21 protein-coding genes are annotated in these 19,418 nt (G+C 68.4%); 8 read left to right on the top strand and 13 right to left on the bottom strand.

Translation table 11 applies throughout. The features are described from left to right. Window positions 1–15: 15 nt before the first annotated feature. Window positions 16–870: a Ku protein gene (locus tag ACIBTM_RS24555; protein WP_240598136.1), complete on the top strand. Its 855-nt coding sequence runs from the start codon at window positions 16–18 to the stop codon at window positions 868–870. 133 nt (window positions 871–1,003) lie between these two features. Beyond that, window positions 1,004–1,216: a hypothetical protein gene (locus ACIBTM_RS24560; protein ID WP_395879439.1), complete on the top strand. Its 213-nt coding sequence runs from the start codon at window positions 1,004–1,006 to the stop codon at window positions 1,214–1,216. A gap of 157 nt (window positions 1,217–1,373) precedes the next feature. On the opposite strand, the gene ACIBTM_RS24565 is transcribed toward ACIBTM_RS24560, so the two are convergent. From ACIBTM_RS24565 to ACIBTM_RS24590, 6 genes are all read right to left on the bottom strand, one after another. Further along, window positions 1,374–1,595 (bottom strand): DUF2795 domain-containing protein, encoded by a 222-nt coding sequence (locus ACIBTM_RS24565; protein WP_395879440.1) that lies wholly within the window; start codon window positions 1,593–1,595, stop codon window positions 1,374–1,376. Window positions 1,596–1,744: 149 nt separating this feature from the next. Continuing rightward, entirely contained in the window at window positions 1,745–1,900 is a 156-nt protein-coding gene (locus ACIBTM_RS24570; RefSeq protein WP_395879442.1) for a hypothetical protein, read from the bottom strand. Between the two features lie 157 nt (window positions 1,901–2,057). Further along, on the bottom strand, window positions 2,058–3,533 hold the full coding sequence (gene ahcY, locus ACIBTM_RS24575) for an adenosylhomocysteinase (protein ID WP_395879443.1): 1,476 nt from the start codon (window positions 3,531–3,533) through the stop codon (window positions 2,058–2,060). 250 nt (window positions 3,534–3,783) lie between these two features. Beyond that, window positions 3,784–4,824 carry a DNA polymerase IV gene (locus tag ACIBTM_RS24580; RefSeq protein WP_395879444.1) on the bottom strand — a complete coding sequence of 347 codons (1,041 nt, stop codon included), beginning with the start codon at window positions 4,822–4,824 and terminating at the stop codon, window positions 3,784–3,786. A 10-nt stretch (window positions 4,825–4,834) separates the two neighbouring features. Continuing rightward, window positions 4,835–5,260: a YciI family protein gene (locus tag ACIBTM_RS24585; protein WP_395879445.1), complete on the bottom strand. Its 426-nt coding sequence runs from the start codon at window positions 5,258–5,260 to the stop codon at window positions 4,835–4,837. Between the two features lie 61 nt (window positions 5,261–5,321). Continuing rightward, window positions 5,322–5,588 (bottom strand): DUF3040 domain-containing protein, encoded by a 267-nt coding sequence (locus ACIBTM_RS24590; RefSeq protein WP_395879446.1) that lies wholly within the window; start codon window positions 5,586–5,588, stop codon window positions 5,322–5,324. A 254-nt stretch (window positions 5,589–5,842) separates the two neighbouring features. Between ACIBTM_RS24590 and ACIBTM_RS24595 the strand changes: the two genes are divergently transcribed. After that, window positions 5,843–6,901: a cobalamin-independent methionine synthase II family protein gene (locus ACIBTM_RS24595; RefSeq protein ID WP_395879447.1), complete on the top strand. Its 1,059-nt coding sequence runs from the start codon at window positions 5,843–5,845 to the stop codon at window positions 6,899–6,901. 22 nt (window positions 6,902–6,923) lie between these two features. On the opposite strand, the gene ACIBTM_RS24600 is transcribed toward ACIBTM_RS24595, so the two are convergent. Further along, window positions 6,924–7,550, bottom strand: a complete 627-nt coding sequence (locus ACIBTM_RS24600) for a LysE family translocator (RefSeq protein ID WP_395879448.1) — start codon at window positions 7,548–7,550, stop codon at window positions 6,924–6,926. After that, window positions 7,547–8,113 (bottom strand): GNAT family N-acetyltransferase, encoded by a 567-nt coding sequence (locus ACIBTM_RS24605; RefSeq protein WP_395879449.1) that lies wholly within the window; start codon window positions 8,111–8,113, stop codon window positions 7,547–7,549. The genes ACIBTM_RS24600 and ACIBTM_RS24605 overlap by 4 nt, the downstream gene beginning before the upstream one ends. A 51-nt stretch (window positions 8,114–8,164) precedes the next feature. Here ACIBTM_RS24605 and ACIBTM_RS24610 point away from each other — a divergent pair, with 51 nt between their 5' ends. Beyond that, entirely contained in the window at window positions 8,165–8,932 is a 768-nt protein-coding gene (locus ACIBTM_RS24610) for an alpha/beta fold hydrolase (RefSeq protein ID WP_395879450.1), read from the top strand. Here ACIBTM_RS24610 and ACIBTM_RS24615 read toward each other — a convergent pair. Next, window positions 8,929–10,320 carry an FAD-dependent monooxygenase gene (locus tag ACIBTM_RS24615; RefSeq protein WP_395879451.1) on the bottom strand — a complete coding sequence of 464 codons (1,392 nt, stop codon included), beginning with the start codon at window positions 10,318–10,320 and terminating at the stop codon, window positions 8,929–8,931. The two genes, ACIBTM_RS24610 and ACIBTM_RS24615, sit on opposite strands and share 4 nt — an antisense overlap. Window positions 10,321–10,418: 98 nt before the next feature. Between ACIBTM_RS24615 and ACIBTM_RS24620 the strand changes: the two genes are divergently transcribed. Then, the gene (locus ACIBTM_RS24620) at window positions 10,419–10,979 is read left to right on the top strand and encodes a TetR family transcriptional regulator (RefSeq protein WP_395879452.1); all 561 of its coding nucleotides are present in this window, start codon (window positions 10,419–10,421) and stop codon (window positions 10,977–10,979) included. Window positions 10,980–11,084: 105 nt separating this feature from the next. Here ACIBTM_RS24620 and ACIBTM_RS24625 read toward each other — a convergent pair whose 3' ends face one another. Both ACIBTM_RS24625 and ACIBTM_RS24630 read right to left on the bottom strand, forming a co-directional pair. After that, window positions 11,085–11,900 carry a MerR family transcriptional regulator gene (locus tag ACIBTM_RS24625; RefSeq protein ID WP_395879453.1) on the bottom strand — a complete coding sequence of 272 codons (816 nt, stop codon included), beginning with the start codon at window positions 11,898–11,900 and terminating at the stop codon, window positions 11,085–11,087. 43 nt (window positions 11,901–11,943) lie between these two features. Then, a complete protein-coding gene (locus ACIBTM_RS24630) occupies window positions 11,944–13,098 on the bottom strand; it encodes an epoxide hydrolase family protein (protein WP_395879454.1) in 1,155 nt (384 codons plus the stop codon). A gap of 109 nt (window positions 13,099–13,207) precedes the next feature. Here ACIBTM_RS24630 and ACIBTM_RS24635 point away from each other — a divergent pair, with 109 nt between their 5' ends. Further along, on the top strand, window positions 13,208–14,539 hold the full coding sequence (locus ACIBTM_RS24635; protein ID WP_395879455.1) for an MFS transporter: 1,332 nt from the start codon (window positions 13,208–13,210) through the stop codon (window positions 14,537–14,539). Then, window positions 14,539–15,366, top strand: a complete 828-nt coding sequence (fdhD, locus tag ACIBTM_RS24640; protein WP_395879456.1) for a formate dehydrogenase accessory sulfurtransferase FdhD — start codon at window positions 14,539–14,541, stop codon at window positions 15,364–15,366. Before ACIBTM_RS24635 ends, fdhD begins: the two co-directional genes overlap by 1 nt. Window positions 15,367–15,396: 30 nt before the next feature. On the opposite strand, the gene sucD is transcribed toward fdhD, so the two are convergent. Continuing rightward, window positions 15,397–16,275 (bottom strand): succinate--CoA ligase subunit alpha, encoded by an 879-nt coding sequence (gene sucD, locus ACIBTM_RS24645; protein ID WP_395879457.1) that lies wholly within the window; start codon window positions 16,273–16,275, stop codon window positions 15,397–15,399. A gap of 1 nt (window position 16,276) precedes the next feature. Then, window positions 16,277–17,440: an ADP-forming succinate--CoA ligase subunit beta gene (sucC, locus tag ACIBTM_RS24650; RefSeq protein ID WP_395879458.1), complete on the bottom strand. Its 1,164-nt coding sequence runs from the start codon at window positions 17,438–17,440 to the stop codon at window positions 16,277–16,279. Window positions 17,441–17,672: 232 nt separating this feature from the next. On the opposite strand from sucC, the gene ACIBTM_RS24655 reads away from it, so the two are divergent. Further along, window positions 17,673–19,412, top strand: coding sequence for a thiamine pyrophosphate-binding protein (locus ACIBTM_RS24655; protein WP_395879459.1), 1,740 nt, complete (start codon window positions 17,673–17,675; stop codon window positions 19,410–19,412). Window positions 19,413–19,418: the final 6 nt, after the last annotated feature.

A 19,418-nucleotide genomic window follows, 5' to 3' on the forward strand; every position in this document is an offset into this window, starting at 1 on the left:
CGGAGGTGCGGCTCGATGCGTTCGATGTGGAAGGGCTCGGTGTCCTTCGGGCTGGTGAGCATCCCGATCCAGCTCTACGCGGCCACCGAGAACAAGAACGTCTCGCTGCGCCAGGTGCACGAGGCCGACGGCGGCCGTATCCAGTACAAGCGGTTCTGCACGATCGACGGCGAGGAAGTGCCCTACGCCGAGATCGCCAAGGGGTACGAACTGCCCGACGGCGAGATGGTCGTGCTCACCGACGAGGACATGTCCGAACTGCCGCTGGCGTCGTCGCGGGCGATCGACGTGCTCGAATTCGTGCCGCTGGAGTCCATCGACCCGATCCAGTTCGACAAGACCTATTACCTCGAACCGCAGAAGAACGCCGTCAAACCGTACGTGGTCCTGCGTGACGCGCTGCAGAAGGCGAGCCACGTGGCGGTCGCGAAGGTCGCCATCAGGCAGCGGGAGACGCTCGCGATCCTGCGGGTGCACAGCGACGTCCTGACGATGACGACGATGCTGTGGCCCGACGAGGTCCGCGTCCCGGATTTCGGTTTCCTGCACGAGGATCCACCGCAGGTGCGGCCGCAGGAACTGACGATGGCCGGCTCGCTGATCGATTCGCTGTCGGAGCCGGTGTTCGAACAGGACAAGTACACGGATTCGTACCGTGAGGCGCTTGAGGCCATGATCGAGGCCAAGGCCGCGGGGAACGAGACGGCCAAACCGAAGGCCGTCGGCGCGAAGGCCGATGTCGTCGACCTCATGGAGGCCTTGCAGGCCAGCGTGAGCGAGGCGAAGAAGAGCCGGAAGCCCGCGGCGGCGAAGAAGGCCACCGCGGCGAAGAAACCCGCGTCCGGCAAGCGAACCCCGAAGAGCGCTTGACCCTCCTTTGTGGACTGCTGTGCCCGGCGTCACTCCTCCGGGTGTCGCGACACGCCGCGCGTATGCCAGGATCTGTCGCCCCTCGGTGGTAGTAAGGCAATCGAGGAGAACTTTCCTGATCGCGGGAGGCGGTATGAGCATGGAGTGCGCGTTCTGCGCCGTCGGACTCGACCACTGCCACGGCACCCTGGTGGTCCACCTCGACGGTGGTTTCACCGAATGCAGTGAAGACGGCTGCGTCGATTTCGACTTCGCCCGGCACACGCTGACGATCGACTGCTTCGAGGTCGACGGCGGCTGCTCGTGCGCGGAGGTTTCGGCCCAGCTGCTGCTGCGGGCTTCTTGACCGGCGGTCAATACACCAATCCGGCCCGATTCGGGTGATCGTGACCGATTGCCACTCGAAGGTGTAAGCGTTCGTGTACATCGCGGCCGGGAATGTGTTAACTATGACGGGGTCCTCCGGCTCTCCCTCCCCCTCGGAGCCGGGGGACCCCTTCATGTCATGGTGCTTCCTTCGCGGTGTCGTGGATCGACGCGCCGTCGCAGGCGCACACCGCGTCCCAGACCCCGTCTCCATCCTCGTATTCACGCGAGGGAAGGGCACCCAGCGGGCCGAGGACCTCGTCGCCCGCTCCGGCCGCGGCGGCGGCCCGCAGGAGTTCATGGCGTCCGCACGGATACCTCGCCTCCGTCAAGTACGGGCGAGGGTCAGTTCCTGCCATCGGCTCTCCCTCCTTCGTCCTTGTCCGGAGTGGATACCCGGCGGATGGAGGACGGAAACAGCCCGGGCACCCGGCGTGAGGGGAACGCGGGGTGCCCGGGCTGTTTGGGTGCCGGTACCGGGGCTCGGGTACCGGTTTTGGTCCGGTGCTCAGTACCAGTGAGCGCGACCGCCGACGGCCTTCCCGGTGTTCCCGAGAACGGCCAGGATGATGCCGATGACCGCCAGCGCGATCCCGATCGAGTACAGGACCGGGATACCGGCGATGACACCGACGACAATCAGGATGACGCCGAGAATGATCACGGGAACACCTTCTCCTTCGTAGTCGCCCGGCACGAGTGCTGCCGAGGTGGGGCTACACAAGGGATTCCCGCCTCGATTTCGTGAGAAACAGGTCCATCCGGCGGAAGTTCTCACGCATTCGGCCTAGCGGCTACGCGGACTCCGTTCCGTGAAGACCTCAGTACCGGTAGTGGTCCAGCTTGTACGGACCCTCGACGTCCACGCCGATGTACTCGGCCTGCCGCTTGGTCAGCTTGGTCAGCCGGACACCCAGCGCGTCCAGGTGCAGGCGGGCCACCTTCTCGTCGAGGTGCTTCGGCAGCACGTGGACGTCGGTGGCGTACTCGCCGGGCTTCGTGAACAGCTCGATCTGCGCGATCGTCTGGTTGGTGAAGGAGTTCGACATCACGAAGCTCGGGTGGCCGGTCGCGTTCCCGAGGTTCATCAGCCTGCCCTCGGAAAGCACGATGATCGAGTGCGCCTCGCGGTCCGCCGTCGCGGGGAAGACCCACTCGTGCACCTGCGGCTTGACCTCGATCTTCTGGATGCCCGGGATCTTCGCGAGGCCCGCCATGTCGATCTCGTTGTCGAAGTGGCCGACGTTCGCGACGATCGCGTTGTGCTTCATCTTGGCCATCTGATCGGCCATGATGATGTCGAAGTTGCCGGTGGTGGTGATGAAGATGTCGCCGCGCTCGACGACGTCGTCGAGCTCCACGACGTCGAGGCCCTCCATCGCCGCCTGCAGCGCGCAGATCGGGTCGATCTCGGTGACGACCACGCGGGCGCCCTGGCCGCGCAGCGATTCCACCGCGCCCTTGCCGACGTCGCCGTAGCCGCAGACGACCGCGACCTTGCCCGCGATCATCACGTCGGTGCCTCGGTTGAGGCCGTCGATGAGCGAGTGGCGGATGCCGTACTTGTTGTCGAACTTCGACTTCGTCACCGAGTCGTTCACGTTCATCGCCGGGAAGAGCAGCTTGCCTTCCTTGGCGAGCTTGTAGAGCCGCTTGACGCCGTTGGTGGTCTCCTCGGTGACGCCGCGGACCTCCTTGGCGATGCGGGTGAACCGGCTGGTGTCGCGGCCGAGGCTTTCGCGCAGGGTTTCCAGCACGAGGCCGTACTCTTCGCCGTCTTCCTCGGTCGCCTGCGGGACGGCGCCCGCCGCCTCGAACTCGACACCCTTGTGGATCAGCAGGGTCGCGTCGCCGCCGTCGTCCAGGACCATGTTCGGGACGCGGCCGTCACCGAAGTCGAAGAGCTGGTCGGTGCACCACCAGTATTCGGCGAGCGTCTCGCCCTTCCACGCGAACACCGAGGAGCCCGAGGGGTTCTCGACGGTTCCGTCCGGGCCGACGACGACGGCCGCGGCGGCCTCGTCCTGCGTGGAGAAGATGTTGCAGGACACCCACCGCACCTCGGCGCCCAGCGCGACGAGCGTCTCGATCAGCACGGCGGTCTGGACGGTCATGTGCAGCGAACCCGCGACCCGGGCGCCCTTCAGCGGCTGCGAGTCGGCGTATTCGCGGCGCAGCGCCATCAAACCGGGCATCTCGACCTCGGCGAGGCGCAGCTGCTTGCGGCCGGCCTCGGCGAGGGAAAGGTCGGCGACGGCGAATTCGATCCCGTTGACCTTGGACAGGGTGGGGCTCACTGGTTCTCCATTCATCAAGGAAGGCAGGGTGGAGCGGTCCTTCTCGCCGGTGGCGGGAAGGACGGTGTCAGTGCGGGGGTTCAGCGCGCGGCCTCGACGACGAAGGCCGGAAAAGGGTTTTGACGCAAGAAAGGCACCTCCACAGTGGGAGGCGCCCTTACGTCTGTCGCGGCGGGCCGAGCGTGGCGGAAGAATTCCGTCGCAGCGCCTCTCGACCCGGAACCAGAATGGCAAAGCGCCGCGAGCGCTGTCAAGGCGACGCGGGTGTGCCGAATTCGGCACGGACGCCCAGCAGCCGGACCGGTCGGCCGAGGTCGAACATGCCGAGCACGGCCAGCGCCGCCTTCTCGATTTCGGCGGGGTCGGAGGTCGGTGCGGGCAGGGTCACGCTGTGCGTATGGGTCTGGAACGGGGCGAACCGGACCTTGACCGCGACCCGTGCGGCGGGCCTGCCTTCCTCGGCGACGTCCCGTGAGACCCGGTTCGCGAGCGCGACGACCTCGGCGGCCATGACCTCGGGATCGGTGAGGTTCTGCTGGAAAGTCGTCTCGCGGCTACGGGACCGCGCGACGTAGGGCGTCGCGGTGACCTCGGCGTCGCCGAGTCCGCCGGCGAGGATCCGGTACCACGGGCCGAGCTTCGGGCCGAACCGGGCCGCGAGGTCCGCCGGATCGGCACCGGCCAATTCCAGCACGGTGTGGTAGCCGGCCTCGGCGAGCTTCTTCGTGGTCTTGGTGCCGATGCCCCAGAGCGCGTCCGTCGGCTTTTCGGCCATGACCTCCCACCAGTTGTCCTGGACGAGACGGAAGATCCCCGCCGGTTTGGCGAACCCGGTGGCGAGTTTGGCGCGCAGCTTGTTGTCCCCGATGCCGACGGAGCAGGAGAGCCCGGTCTCTTCGGCCACTTCCCGCCGGATGTCGGCGGCGAGCGCTTCGGGATCGGCCGTGGTGACACCGAGGAAAGCTTCGTCCCAGCCGAGCACTTCGACGACCACGGGGAATTCTCGCAACGTCGCCATCACGCGATCGGAGACTTCTTGGTACGCGGGTGCGTCCGTCGCGAGGAAGATCGCGTCGGGGCAGCGTTTCGCGGCGGTTCGCAACGGCATCCCGGAGCGGATGCCGAACTCCCGCGCCTCGTACGACGCCGTCGCCACCACGGCCCGTTCGGCCGGATCGCCCGTGCCGCCGACGACCACGGGCTTGCCGCGCAGCTCAGGCCGCCGGGAGACCTCGACCGCGGCGATGAACTGGTCGAGGTCGACGTGAAGTACCCACTCCCGGACGGCCATGAGGCCGAGCTTAGGACCGTTCCGCGACCTCGTCGCGCATCCGCTGCTCGTTCTCCTGCAGTTCGGGCGTGAAGTTCTCACCGAAATCCTCGGCTTCGAGGATCTTGCGGACCTCGAGCACGGTGTCGCCGGTCGGGGGAGTGGGGCAGCGCTTCGCCCACTCGATCGCCTCGGCGCGCGACGGGACATCGACGATCCAGAAGCCGCCGACGAGTTCCTTGGCCTCGGTGAACGGGCCGTCGGTGACGGTCGCCCCGGCCGGGCTGAGCGTGACCCGCGCGCCCTTCGAGCTTTCCTGCAGACCCTCGCCGCCCACCAGCACCCCGGCATCCAGCATGTCCTGGTTGAACTTCGCCATGGCGGTCAAAGCCTCCATCGGCGGCATCTTCCCGGCTTCGGAATCCTCGTCCGCCTTGATGATGATCATGAACCGCATACGTCTTCCTCCCAGTGAACCGGACGTTTCGCCCGGACTCTACCGGCGGCGGGGAAGACGGTCAGTCGCGCCCGAACCGGGACAGGTGCACGATCACCGCCGCGGTCACGGTGATCATCCCGGTCAGCAACAGGGCCGGGCTGTTCAGCATCAATCCCAGCAACATCAACAGTGCCGAGGTGATGTCGAGGCTCAGGAGAAGGGCCAGCCGGAGCAGCGGGGGCCGGGCGGGCCTGCCGGCACGGAGCCGGGCGGCCAGCGCCGGTTCCGTGAGCTCGAACCAGCGCTCGATCTTCTCCAGCTCTTGCCGATCGTGGTGGCTCAGCATCGGTTTCTCCTTCGGCGCGCCCCGGCCGTCGACAACCACGGAATACCCAGGAGCAGGGCTGGATAAGCATCGAATTTCGCCCTCTTTCGTATAACGGCCTATACGTCTCGGCGGAAGAAGGCCGATTTCGATCGATCGGTTGCGCCATTGGGGGTTTCAGCACGTGAAGAGATCGTCAAGGAGGAGAGATCTCGGTAGCTTCTGCGGCTGTGGCCAGGGTGGCCGCGGTTGCGCTATCTGGGAGGACGCGAGCGATGACCATGCCCACCGAACCGATCGGCAGTATTCCCCGGCCCGGCTATCTCATCGAGGCGCTCGGCGAGCACGCGGCCGGGCGGCTCGACGCCGACGGGCTCGGCGAGTTGCGCGAAAAGGCTCTCGTCGACACGATCAAACGACTGGAGGAGACCGGTTCCCCGGTCATCACCGACGGGGAGCAGGGTAAGCCGAGCTTCGCCACGTATCCCTTGGCAGGCCTCACTTCGCTGGCTCCGGACGGCGTCGTGATCCCCTTCGCCGACGGGCACACCCGGCAGCTTCCGAGGCTCACCGCCGGCCCGTTCCGCTATCAGGCCTACGCCGACACCTATCTGCGTGAAGCGAAAAAGTATGCGACCAAACCGGTGAAGCAGGCGGTGATCGCGGCTTCCGCGGTCAGCCTCGTCTATCCCGGTGAAGAATTGGCCGGATATGACAGAGAACAGTTCATCGCCGACCTGGTGAACGAGGCCGAGGCCGATATCCGCCGGAGTCTCGACGCGGGCGCCGACAGCGTTCAGATCGACTTCACCGAGGGCAGGTTGTCGCTGAAGCTCGATCCGTCCGGCGGCCTGCTTCGGTCCTTTGTGGACCTGAACAACGCGGTGCTGGCCCGCTTCTCCGAGGAGGAGCGGAAGAAGATCGGTGTGCACACCTGTCCCGGTGGAGACCAGGACTCCGTGCACAGCCTCGATGTCGATTACGCCGGGTTGCTGCCGACGCTGTTCCAGCTGAAGGTGGGCAACGTCTACGTCCAGCTCGCCAGTGAGGCGGATCCCGAGCGGGCGCTGCGGGTGATCGCGGACTACGCGCGGCCGGAACAGCGGGTCTTCATCGGTGTCACCGACCCGATCGACCCGCGAGTCGAAACCGCCGAGGAGGTCCGGGACAGGGTTCTCCAGGCGGCGCGGTACCTCCCGCCGGACCGGCTGGGCACCTGCGACGACTGCGGGTTCTCCCCGTTCGCCGACGACACCTCGACGTCGCGGGACATCGCGTTCGCCAAGATCGCCGCCCGCGTCGAAGGCACGCGCCTCGCCGCCGAAGCACTCTGACGCCGCGCGATGGGCGCCTTCGTCAGTTCTGGACCGCGACCCGGATGCCGAGTCCGACCAGGAAGGTGCCCATCACCGCGTCCATCATGCGCCGCACCCGGCCGGAGCTGAAGAACCGCCGCAGTGAACCGACCAGCGTCGCGAGGACGAACGTCCAGACGACGGCCACCGTGGTGGCCAGGACGGCGAGCTGCAGGGTCTGCCCGGTCGAGGCCGAATGCGGGAGGAACTGGGGGATGAGCGCGAGAAAGAACATCGCGACCTTGGGGTTGAACAGGTTGGTGAGCAGCCCCTGCCGGAACGCCTCCTTGGGCGCGACGACCGGTGCGACCTTGTCCTTGAGTTCGCTGTAGTCGCCGCGGCGTACGGCCAGCCAGGCCTTGACGCCGAGGAAGATCAGGTACGCGGCGCCGATCAGCTTCACCACGGTGAACGCGATCGCCGACGCGGTGAGGATCGCCGCGACCCCGAGCGCGATCGCGATCACCCAGACGAAGACGCCGAGCGCGATGCCGAGTCCGGCGGAGATCCCGGCCTTGCGCCCGCCGAGGATCGCGCTGCGGGTCACGACCAGGAAATCCGGGCCCGGTGCCATGGCGCCGAGCAGGCAGATCAAGACGAACGAGAGTGCGGTGGCCCCGGAGATCATCTTCCGATGCTATCCGGTTTGTCGATGCCCCTGGTCATCACGGCGCCCGGTACGTCCACGCCGTCGGGCGTCGTCACCGTCACCCGTTCGACTTCGGTGAAGCCGAACGAGAGGTACAGCGGGACACCGGGCAGCGTCGCCGTCAGGGTGAGTGAGCTGAAGCCCTCGGCTTTCGCCGCGAGACGGCAGGATTCGAGGATCGCGCGCCCGAGCCCGCGCCGGGTCCAGTCGCCGCGGACGAACATGGCCCGCACCCGCGCCGGCTCGGTGGCCGGATCGAGGGGGCGGTCGTCGCCCGACGCCTCGCCCGCGCCCGCGTGCGTTCTGTTGCGCCTGCTCCAGCCCCCGCAGGCGACGATCTCGCCGTCGGCCTCGTGTACGAAGTAGGTGCCGTCTTCGATCAACCGCAGATCGAGGCTCGCGATATGTTCCGCCGCGCTCTCGGTCTGCCGCTCGTCGTAGAACCGGGGGAACAACTCCAGCACCGAGGCCCGCATCAGCGCCGCGATGGCGGGTGCGTCGGCGAGGGTGGCCGCTCGCTGCGGCGGCAGGTAGGTCGTCATGCCGCGGAAGATAGCCAACGAAGGCGCCGTCGCCTATCGGATAATCCTGTGATGATCACCGACGACGGACGTGAGCTGTGGACCTCGGCGACCGGCCGGGGTGAGCCCATCCTGTGCTGCCATGGCGGTCCTGGTCTGTGGGACATGTTCGGCACCCTCGACCTCGGTCCGCGATTCCGGTTGATCCGGTGGGATCAGCGCGGCGCCGGGCGCTCGGAAGCGCGCGGACCGTACACGCTCGAACGGATGGTCGCCGACGTCGACGCCGTCCGGGAATGGCATGGCCTCGACCGTGTCCCGGTGCTCGGGCATTCGTGGGGTGCGCACCTCGCTCTCCTGTACGCGCTCGCGCACCCGGAACGAGTGAGCGCGCTCGTTTACGTGTCGGGCGTCGGCCTCGGCCACGAGTGGCACGCGGAGTTCAAGCGGAACTTCGAGAGGGTGCTGGGTGAGGAGCTTCGCGGGGAGGGCCGCGAACGTGCGGTACGGCAGTGGGCCGCCGATTTCGTGACCGACGGCGAGCGCCACGCCGAAGCGATGGCGACGCCTTGGTTTCCGGTCAACTACGAGGCGAACGCGGCACTGAGCGAGGAGATGCGGACGGTACCGGAGCCCGAGCTCGTCGCGGCGTGCCGGTCGCTGCGGGTGCCGACGCTGATCGTGGACGGGATGGCGGACAACCGGCCAAGGTGGGCCGTCGACTCGCTGGAACAGGCCTTGCCTTCGGTGACCCGGGTGCGGTTCGAGGGGGTCGGCCATGTGCCGTGGCTGGAGGCGCCGGACGAGTTCCGTGCCGCCGTGACCGATTTCCTGGGCTAGCGCCGGAAGTAGCCGCGAGGGTCGCCGATCCAGCCGATGTACCCGTCGGGCCGGACGAGGATCGGGCGGTCGACGGCGTCGACCGGCTTCGCGTGCCGGACGTGTTCGGGCAGGCCGTCGGGACGGTCGTTCGCGACGAGCACGAAATGGCCGCCGCACAACGCGCCGAACAGCGTGCCGTCCGTCAGCGCGAGGTCACCGATCCGAGTGCCGACCCGGGGGTCGGCGCCTTTTGGCGCGGCGTAACGGATTCCGATGCCCGAGATAGTGCCGGTCGCCCTGGCGGCGATCTTCGGGATCCGCAGCAGCGCGCCGCCGAGGGCGTTGCGGATCCAGCGCGCGGGCGCGCTCTTGACCATCGCGAGCCGGACCAGCATGCCACTGCTCCGCAGGACCGTGGCCCCGACCGGGTGGCGTTCGGCCTGGTAGCCGTCGAGCAGGCTTTCCGGGAGCAGCTCGTTGAGTACCGCGGCGAGTTTCCAGCTGAGGTTCGCCGCGTCTTGGAGACCGGTGTTCATGCCCTGTCCGCCTGCGGGGGAGTGCACATGGGCGGCGTCGCCCGCCAGGAAGACGCGGCCGACGCGGTACTCCGGCACCTGGCGTTCATCGCTGTGGAACCGCGACATCCACCGCGCGTCGTGCATGCCGAGGTCGGTGCCCAGGGCACGCTGGGTGACTTCGCGGATCTCGTCGAGGCTGAGCGGCGCGTCGTCGGCGACCTGCTTGCGGCGGTCCCACGCGAAGATCCGGTACCAGCCATCCCCGAAGGGCGCGACGAAGGCGAAGGCATCTCCGACGGCGTTGACCGTGAGGACGTCCCTCGGCGGTGCCGTCAACCGGACGTCCGCGAGCATGATCGACCTCAGTACCGCCTTGCCCGGGAAGGGCAGGCCGAGCGATTCGCGCACCTTGCTGCGCATCCCGTCCGTGCCGACGAGGTACTTCGCGCGGTGTTCGGTGACCGTGCCCTTCTCGTCCCTGGCGGTGACCTCGACGCCGTCGGCGTCTTGGCGCAGGCCGGGGACATCGCTGCCGCGGACGATCCGGACGCCGAGGCGGTCGGCGCGGGCCGCGAGCACTCGTTCGGTCTGGTACTGCGGCGTGATCAGCAGGTGCGGGTACGCGGTCGGCAGGATGCCGAGGTCCAGCCGTACCCGGTCGAACAGCCGCAGTTCGCGGACCTCCGCGCCGGTGGGCGCCAGTTCGTCGGCCATGCCACGCATGGCGAGCAGTTCCATCGTGCGGGCGTGCACACCGAACGCCCTGGTCACGTTCGACTCCCGGGTGCGCTTCTCAAGCACGGTGACGTCGATACCGGCCTCGGCGAGGTCGCCTGCCAGCAGCAGGCCGGTGGGTCCGGCACCGACGATGAGGACATCCGTTCGCATGTTCACTCCTAGGTCAACAAGTGTTGGTCAACGCTTGTTGGCAAAGTTAGTGCCGGCTGATTCGACTTGTCAACAGTTGTAGGCCTACAGTTGTTGACATGACCGAATCGAAGCCTCGGCGCTCGGACGCCACCCGCGCCGCGATCCTTGCCGCCGCCCGTGAGCGGTTCGCGGCCGACGGCTACGAGCGCGCCACGATCCGCGCCATCGCGGCCGACGCCGGGATCGATCCGTCGATGGTGATGCGCTACTACGGCAACAAGGAAAAGCTCTTCGCGACCGCGGCCGAGTTCGACCTGCGGCTGCCGGACATCGCCGGGACCCCGCACGAGGCGGTGGGGGAGATGCTGGCGCGGCATGTGCTCACGCGCTGGGAGGGCGACGAGACGATGATGGCGCTTCTGCGGGCCGGGGTGACGAACGAGGCGGCCGCGGAACGGATGCGGTCGATCTTCGCCGCGCAACTGGGCCCGGTGGCGCTGGCGCTGGCGCCGGATCCGGCGGAAGCTCCCGAGCGAGCCGGGTTGGTGGCGACGCAGGTGCTCGGGTTCGCACTGTGCCGGTACGTCCTGAAGCTTCCGCCGGTCGTGGAGATGGACGGCGAGACCGCGGCGGGCTGGCTGGGACCTACCCTGCAGCGTTATCTCACCGGGGCATGAGTGGTAAGCGCCGCCCTGATTCACGGCGGAGCCGACGTCGTGAAGGCCTCCTTCCTTACCCTGAAGGTAGTGAAGGAGGCCTTCACGGACTACGGTCGCGAGCGGTCAGGCTTTGGCGATCGGCTGCTGCAGCTCGGTGACCCACTGGTCCCCGTCGGCCGGGCATTCGAGGTAGAACTCCCGCGCCGGGCCGTTCGCGCGGTAGCCGTGCGCGTCGACCCACTTCGCCAGCGCCTGGTAGCTGGAAAGCACGGTCTCCATCGAGCCCCGGTGCAGGATCGTCGCCGCGGTCTCGACTTCGGCGAGGCGAACGGTCGAGAATCCTTCGGTGCCGTCGGTTTCGGCCGAGATCGGGACCGCGGCGTGGATCAGCACTCGTTCGCCGTCGGCGTCGTCCTCGTAGTAGGCGATGAGCGGCCCGGACGGCGAGATCGGGCCGAGCGCACCGAACAGTTCCTTGTAGAGCCCTTGCACGATGGGCCCGATCTCCTCGTTCACGTATCCGCCCGCCGTCCCGGTCAGCTCGGCGACGCGCACCGCGGGGAGGGTTTTGACGACGACGTCTTCGGAAGGCATGGTTCCCTCGCTTTCGATCGACCGGAGCCTCGCTTCGACGGCCTTGAGCCGCGCCTCGTCGGCCGCGATGGCCGCTTCGAGTTCGGCGCGGCGCAGCCGCAGCATTCCGCGCAACTCGTCGACGCCGATCTCCGCGTCGAGGATCTCGTGCACCTGGGTGAGCGTGAAGCCGAGGTCCTTGAGCGCGATCACCCGGTTGAGCCGGGCCAGCTGATCGCCGGTGTAGGACCGGTAGCCGCTGAACGGATCGACATGGGCGGGCCGCAGCAGCCCGATGGCGTCGTAGTGACGCAGCATGCGGACCGACACCCGGCCGTGCTTGGCGAAGTCTCCGATACTGAACATGGTCCTCCCACCAGACAGCCTGACACGGTGTCACAGTCAACGGTCACCGCACGAGCCGGAAGAAGGATCGCACCTCCTCGGTGAAGACGCCCGGCTGCTCGAAGGCGCCGAAGTGGCCGCCGCGGTCCAGTTCGTTCCAGTACCGGATGTCGGTGAACCGGCGTTCGGCCCACCGGCGGGACGGGCGCGGGATTTCGCGCGGGAAGAGCGAACAGCCCGTCGGCACGGCGACCGTGTCCACAGTGGATTCGGAGAACCAGCTCGACACCTCGGCGAAACTCTCCCAGTACAGGCGGGCGGACGAGGCTCCGGTGCCGGTCAGCCAGTAGAGCGTGATGTCGTCGAGCATCGCGTCCCGGCTCAGCGCGTTCTCCGGATGGCCGTCGCAATCCGTCCACGCCTGGAACTTCTCGACGATCCACGCGCACAGCGCGACCGGCGAGTCGGCAAGGGCGTAGCCGATCGTCTGTGGCCTCGTCGTCTGCTGGATCGCGTAACCCGAACCGTCCGCCTTGGCGCTTTCGAGGTCGTCGAGCGACTTCCGTTCCGACGCGGTCAGATCGTCGAACGTCGCCGGATCCGGCGCTGCCAGCGGCGGATTGAGGTGGATCCCCGCCAGCCGCTCCGGCGCCGTCCGCCCCATGAGCGTGGTGATGCTGGTGCCCCAATCGCCGCCCTGGGCGCCGTAGCGCTCGTAGCCCAGGCCGTCCATGAGGTGGATCCACGCGTCGGCGATGCGCTGGATCGACCAGCCGGCGCGGGCGGGTTTGTCGCTGAAACCGTACCCGGGCAGGGATGGGACGACGACGTGGAAGGCATCCGCCGCGTCCCCGCCGTGGGCGACCGGGTCGGTGAGCGGACCGAGCACGTCGAGGAACTCGAAGACCGAACCCGGCCAGCCATGGGTGAGGATCAGCGGTAGCGCGCCGGGGTGCGGGGAGCGGACGTGCAGATAGTGGATGCCGAGCCCGTCGATCCCGGTCCGGAACTGGGGGAACGCGTTGAGCCGGGACTCCGCGGCCCGCCAGTCGTACGTGTCCGCCCAATACGAGCACAGTTCGCGCAGGTAGGCGGCGGGAACGCCTTGCGACCAGTCGTCGACGGTCTCGTCCTCGGGCCAGCGGGTGCGACGGAGCCGGTCGCGGAGGTCTTCGAGATCGGCCTCCGGGATCCGGGCTCGGAAAGGCGTGGTGTCCATGGCGGCCGACGCTAACGAGGGGGCACGACAATTCGTGGACTTCCGGCGGGCCGGGTGCTATAACCAGACTACATACTGTATACAATCTGCCGTGAGCGGGGTGGGACCCATGCCCGATCCTCGAATTCTGCGAGACCACTACGGCCGCCGGTATCGCGTCGGCGAAAGCGACGTGGACCTGCTCGGCAAGCCCCGGTCATGGATCTCGTGGCTGAGCTGGACCGCGATGTTCGCCGCCGGGATCCAGCAATACGGCTTCGGTGTCGTCGCACCGGTCTTGATGGCCACCTACGGATGGACGTTCCCCGAAGTGGTCGTCTCCTTCGCGCTCTGGACGGTGTGCCAGGCGTGCGTGGTGTACCCGGTCGCGAGGTTACGCGAGCGCGGGATGTTCCCGCCAGCGGTGGCGGTGATCATCGGCGGGGTGCTCTGTTCCACCGGGATGTTCACCTTGGGGCATGCCAGCGATCTCCTCACGATGTTCATCGGCTACTCGGTCCTCGGCGGGATCGGGACGGGCGTCGTCTACGCGACCTGTGTCGGCACGGTGATGAACTGGTTCCCCGACCGCGTCCCGGCGCGGGTCGGCGCCGTCAGCGGCGCTTTCGCCTACGGGAGCGTGGTTTTCGTGCTGGCCGGGGGTTTCTGGCTGTCGGAGGGCAATCGGCGGCCGCTCCTGGACGTCGTCGCGGTGGCCATCCTCATGATGATCGCGAGCACGGCGGTGCTGCTGCGCGATCCGCCGCCCCGGTGGTGGCCGGAACGCCCGGATCCGCGGGTGTGGGCGGCCGACAAGGTGCGCAACCGCGGCGTCGCGGTCAACCGGCCCGCCCTGCGCGAGTACCGGCCGTCGGAGGTGCTCCGGTGCCCGACCGCGGTGGCGATGTACGTCATCGTCGTGCTGGCCGCCGCGGTCCTGCTCTTCGACGTCGCCTATCTCGCGACCTTCGTCGCCGCGCAAGGAGGCGGGCCGGTGCTCGCCGCCGTCGCGCTCGCGGTGCTCGCCGGGGTGACCGGCGCCGGCCGGGTCCTGCTCGGCGGGCTGTCCGATCGGCTCGGCCGTCGCCGGATCCTGCGCCTCGCACTGGCCACGGGCGGGATCGCCCAGTTCGTCCTGCTCTACTCGGGCGACAACGCGGCGGGGCTCGTGGCCGGTGCCGCGTTGGCGGGGCTCGGCAACGGGAGCTGCTACTCGCTGCTGGTGTCCCTGGTCCGTGACTACTTCGGTGAGGAGTCCGCGCTGCAGAACTTCGGGGTGCTGTACACCGCCAAAGCCGTCGGGGCGCTGCTCGGAGTCGGTCTTGCCGCGTTCGTCGTGTCCAGCCACGGCTATCTCGGCGCGTTCGCCGTCGCGGGGGCGCTCAGCGTGCTCGGGGCACTCCTGGGCGGACGGCTTTCCCAGCCGGGACGGCCGAAGTCGCTGTTGCCGGCGATCCGCTGATGGGCCGGGTGACGAGCAGGCGGCGGGTGGTCCGGGTGGTGGAAGGGGTGCCCGGTACCCGCCCGGACACGCTGACCGTCGAAGAGCCGCTGGAGATCCGCGTCGGCGGCAAACCCTTGACGATCACGATGCGCACCCCTGGCCACGACTTCGATCTCGCGGCCGGATTCCTGGTGGGCGAAGGGGTTTCCCGGTCGAGCGACGACATCCGGTCGATCCGGTACTGCGCGGGCGCGACGGCCGACGGTGCCAACACCTACAACGTGCTGGACGTCGTCCTCGCCGACGGGGTCGCTCCACCCGACGCCTCCCTGGAGCGCAACTTCTACACCACGTCGTCGTGCGGGCTCTGCGGCAAGGCGAGCCTCGACGCCGTGCGGACGACCGCGACCTGGCCGGTGGACGGCGACGGTCTGGTGATCTCACCGTCCACAGTGGCCGAACTGCCGGATCGGCTCCGGAACGCGCAACTGGTCTTCGACCGCACCGGCGGTCTCCACGCCGCGGGTCTGTTCAGCGCGACGGGGGATCTGCTGTGCCTGCGGGAGGACGTCGGCAGGCACAACGCCGTCGACAAGGTGGTCGGCTGGGCGGCGCGCCAGGGGAGGCTGCCGCTGTCCGGGACGGTGCTGATGGTCAGCGGACGGGCGTCGTTCGAGCTGGTGCAGAAGGCGGTCATGGCCGGGATTCCGCTGCTGGCGGCGGTTTCCGCGCCGTCGTCGCTGGCGGTGGACCTCGCCGCGGAGATGGGCCTGACGCTGGTGGGGTTCCTGCGGGGCACGTCGATGAACGTCTACAGCCGCCCGGACCGCCTCGGCCTGTCCTGACAGCGGCCGTGAACTGACCAACAGCATCGCTCACCGGACGAGGGTTTCCCGGACGATCGCCGCGGTCTCGCTCGGTGTGCGGCCGACCTGGATCCCGGCCGCCTCCAGAGCCTTCTTCTTCGCTTCGGCCGTTCCGCCGCTCCCGGACACGATCGCGCCGGCGTGTCCCATCGTCTTGCCCGCCGGCGCGGTGAACCCGGCGATGTAACCGATGACGGGTTTGCTCACCCTCGCCCGGATGTACTCGGCGGCCCGCTCCTCGGCGTCGCCGCCGATCTCCCCGATGAGCACGATCACGTCGGTCTCGGGGTCCTTCTCGAACGCCTCGACGACGTCGATGTGCGTGGTGCCGATGATCGGGTCCCCGCCGATGCCGACGCACGTCGAAAAGCCGTGCTCGCGCAGTTCGTGCATCAGCTGATAGGTCAGCGTGCCGGATTTCGAGACCAGCCCGATCCGTCCGGGTTTCGTGATCCCGTCCGGGATGATGCCGGCATTGGACCGGCCGGGGCTGATCACGCCCGGGCAGTTCGGCCCGATCACGCGGGTCGGGCTTCCCTGCGCGTGGGCCCAGAAAGCGGCCGCGTCGTGCACCGGAACCCCTTCGGTGATGACGACCGCCATCCCGACCTCGGCGTCCACGGCCTCGATGACGGCGTTCTTCACCGCGGGCGGTGGGACGAAGAGCACCGAGACGTCCGCGCCGGTCGCCGCGACGGCTTCGGCGGTACCGCCGAACACCGGCAGCGCGCGCCCGGAGAGAAGGATCTCCTGCCCGGCTTTGCGCGGGTTGATCCCGCCGACGACGTTCGTTCCCGCGGCCAGCATGCGTGCGGTGTGCTTGCGGCCCTCGGCGCCGGTCATACCCGCGACGACGACCTTGCTGTGTTCGTCGAGGAAGATCGCCATCTCACGCCTCCGGTTCCGTGGCCGCCAGTTTCGCCGCCGCCGCCGCGGCGTCGTCCATCGTGTCCACCAGGGTCACCAAGGGATGCGCGGCCTCGGCGAGGATCCGCCTGCCTTCGGCGACGTTGTTGCCGTCGAGCCGTACCACGAGCGGTTTGACCGCGCGGTCGCCGAGCAGGGCGAGCGCACGGATGATCCCGGCGGCGACGGCGTCGCAGGCGGTGATCCCGCCGAAGACGTTGACGAAGACGCTGCGCACCTGTTCGTCGTCCAGGATGACGCCGAGCCCGGCGGCCATGATCTCGGCCGACGCGCCGCCGCCGATGTCGAGGAAGTTCGCGGGCCCGTCGGCCCCCGCTTCCGCGGCGGCTGCGGCCACGACGTCCAAAGTGGACATGACCAGTCCGGCGCCGTTGCCGATCACGCCGATGTCGCCGTCCAGTTTGACGTAGTTGAGCCCGGCCTCCCGGGCCCTGCGTTCGAGCGGGTTCTCGTCCGGCGAATCGACGAACTCGGCGTGGGACGGGTGCCGGAACGCGGCGTTGGCGTCGAGGGTGACCTTCCCGTCGACCGCGGCGACCGTCCCGTCCGTGGTCAGCACGAGCGGATTGACCTCCACGAGCGTGGCGTCTTCCTCGGTGAAGACCGTCCACAGCGCGACGATCGCGTCGGCCGCCGCCGAGGGGAGCCGGGCCGCTTCGATGATCCGCTCCGCCATCGCGGTGTCCACACCGGTCAGCGGATCGACCGGGATCCGGGCCAGCGCATCGGGTTTCGTGGCCGCGACCGTCTCGATGTCCATCCCGCCTTCGGCTGACGCCATCGCGAGGAAGGTCCGGGCGGCGCGGTCGAGCAGAAAGGAGAGGTAGTACTCCTCGGCGATCGCGCTGGCTTCGGTGACGAGCACCTGGTGGACGCGGTGTCCTTTGATGTCCATACCGAGGATGTCCTCGGCGGCTTGTTCGGCGTCGTCGGGGGAGTGGACGACCTTCACCCCGCCGGCCTTACCGCGGCCGCCGGTCTTCACCTGCGCCTTGACCACGACGGACCCGCCCAGTTCGACGGCGACCGCCCTCGCGGATTCCGGTGTGGCGACGACCTTTCCCCGGGGGACCGGGACGCCGTGCCGCTCGAAGAGATCCCGGGCCTCGTGCTCGAAAAGGTCCACGTGAAGTCCTTTCTCCGCGGAAGAGGACGAGCCCCGGGGGCGGCCGGGAAAACCTGCTTGCGGCCCTGGACACCGGAGCGTTCGAAGAGTAACTATATGCCTACCTCATACGGTATGCAATCTACAGTCTGCCGCGACCAGGGGCTTCGAACAGGGGCGGGCGGACGGAGCAGATCCGGAAACGAGCGCACGGATCAGAGAGGTCCGGCGTGCGAGAAGGAGGAGTTGAACGATGGCGCCAACGACCGGCACCGCTGCGGGGGACACCGCGACGAAGGCCACCACCAACGGTTCCGAACCCGCCCCGGACCTGATCTCCGGCGGCCACCTGGTGGCCAAGGCGCTCAAGGCGGAGGGCGTCGACACGATCTTCACGTTGTGCGGCGGGCATATCATCGACATCTACGACGGCTGCGTCGACGAGGGCATCGAGGTCATCGACGTCCGGCACGAGCAGGTCGCGGCGCACGCGGCCGACGGCTACGCGCGGATCACCGGCCGCCCCGGCTGCGCGGTCGTCACCGCGGGCCCCGGGACCACGGACGCGGTCACCGGTGTCGCGAACGCGCTGCGTGCGGAGAGCCCGATGCTGCTCATCGGCGGGCAGGGGGCGTTGACGCAGCACAAGATGGGTTCACTGCAGGATCTCCCGCACGTCGACATGATGGCGCCGATCACCAAGTTCTCCGCGACCGTCCCGCATACCGCGCGGGTCGCGGACCTGGTCTCGATGGCCTTCCGCGAGTGCTACCACGGCGCGCCCGGACCGTCCTTTTTGGAGATTCCCAGGGACGTCCTCGACGCCAAGGTGCCGGTGGACAAGGCGCGGATCCCCACCGAAGGCCGGTACCGGGCGTCCACCCGGAACGCGGGCGACCCGGCCGACATCGAGAAACTCGCGGACCTGCTCGTCCACGCGAAGAAGCCGGCCATCCTGCTCGGCAGCCAGGTGTGGACGACCCGCGCCACCGGACCGGCGACCGAGCTGGTGCGCGGGCTGAACATCCCGGCGTACATGAACGGCGCCGGGCGCGGCACGCTGCCGCCCGGCGATCCGCACCACTTCCAGCTCTCGCGCCGGTACGCCTTCGACAACGCCGACGTGATCGTCATCGTCGGCACCCCGTTCGACTTCCGGATGGGCTACGGCAAGCGGCTTTCGCCGGACGCGACCGTCGTGCAGATCGACCTCGACTACCGCACCGTCGGGAAGAACCGGGACGTCGACCTCGGCATCGTCGGCGACGCGGGACAGGTGCTCGCCGCGGTCGCGGACGCGGCCACCGGCCGGGTCGACAACGGTGCCGTGGCGCGCAAGGTCTGGCTGGAAGAACTGCAGGACGTGGAGGCGAAGGCGAAACAGAAGCGCCTGCCACTCCAGCATTCCGACGCGAGCCCGATCCACCCGTACCGGCTGGTGCACGAGATCAACGAATTCCTCACCGAGGATTCGCTCTACATCGGCGACGGCGGCGACATCGTCACGTTCTCCGGACAGGTCGTCCAGCCGAAGGCGCCTGGCCATTGGATGGACCCCGGTCCGCTCGGCACGCTCGGCGTCGGGATCCCGTTCGTCCTCGCCGCGAAACACGCGCGGCCGGAGAAGGAGGTCGTCGCCCTGTTCGGCGATGGCGCCTTCAGCCTGACCGGCTGGGACTTCGAGACCTTGGTGCGCTTCAACCTGCCGTTCGTCGGGATCGTGGGCAACAACTCCTCGATGAACCAGATCCGTTACGGCCAGGCGGCGAAGTACGGCCTCGGCCGGGAACGCGTCGGCAACACGCTCGGCGACGTGCCCTACGACGAGTTCGCCCGCATGCTCGGCGGGCACGGCGAGGCGGTGCGCGACCCCGCGGATATCGGCCCGGCGCTGCTGCGCGCCCGCGAGTCCGGAAAGCCTTCGCTGATCAACGTTTGGATCGACCCGGACGTGTACGCGCCCGGAACCATGAACCAGACCATGTACAAGTAGCCGGGA

It is taken from the genome of Amycolatopsis sp. NPDC049868 (genome assembly GCF_044461365.1).
Classification (GTDB): Bacteria; Actinomycetota; Actinomycetes; order Mycobacteriales; family Pseudonocardiaceae; genus Amycolatopsis.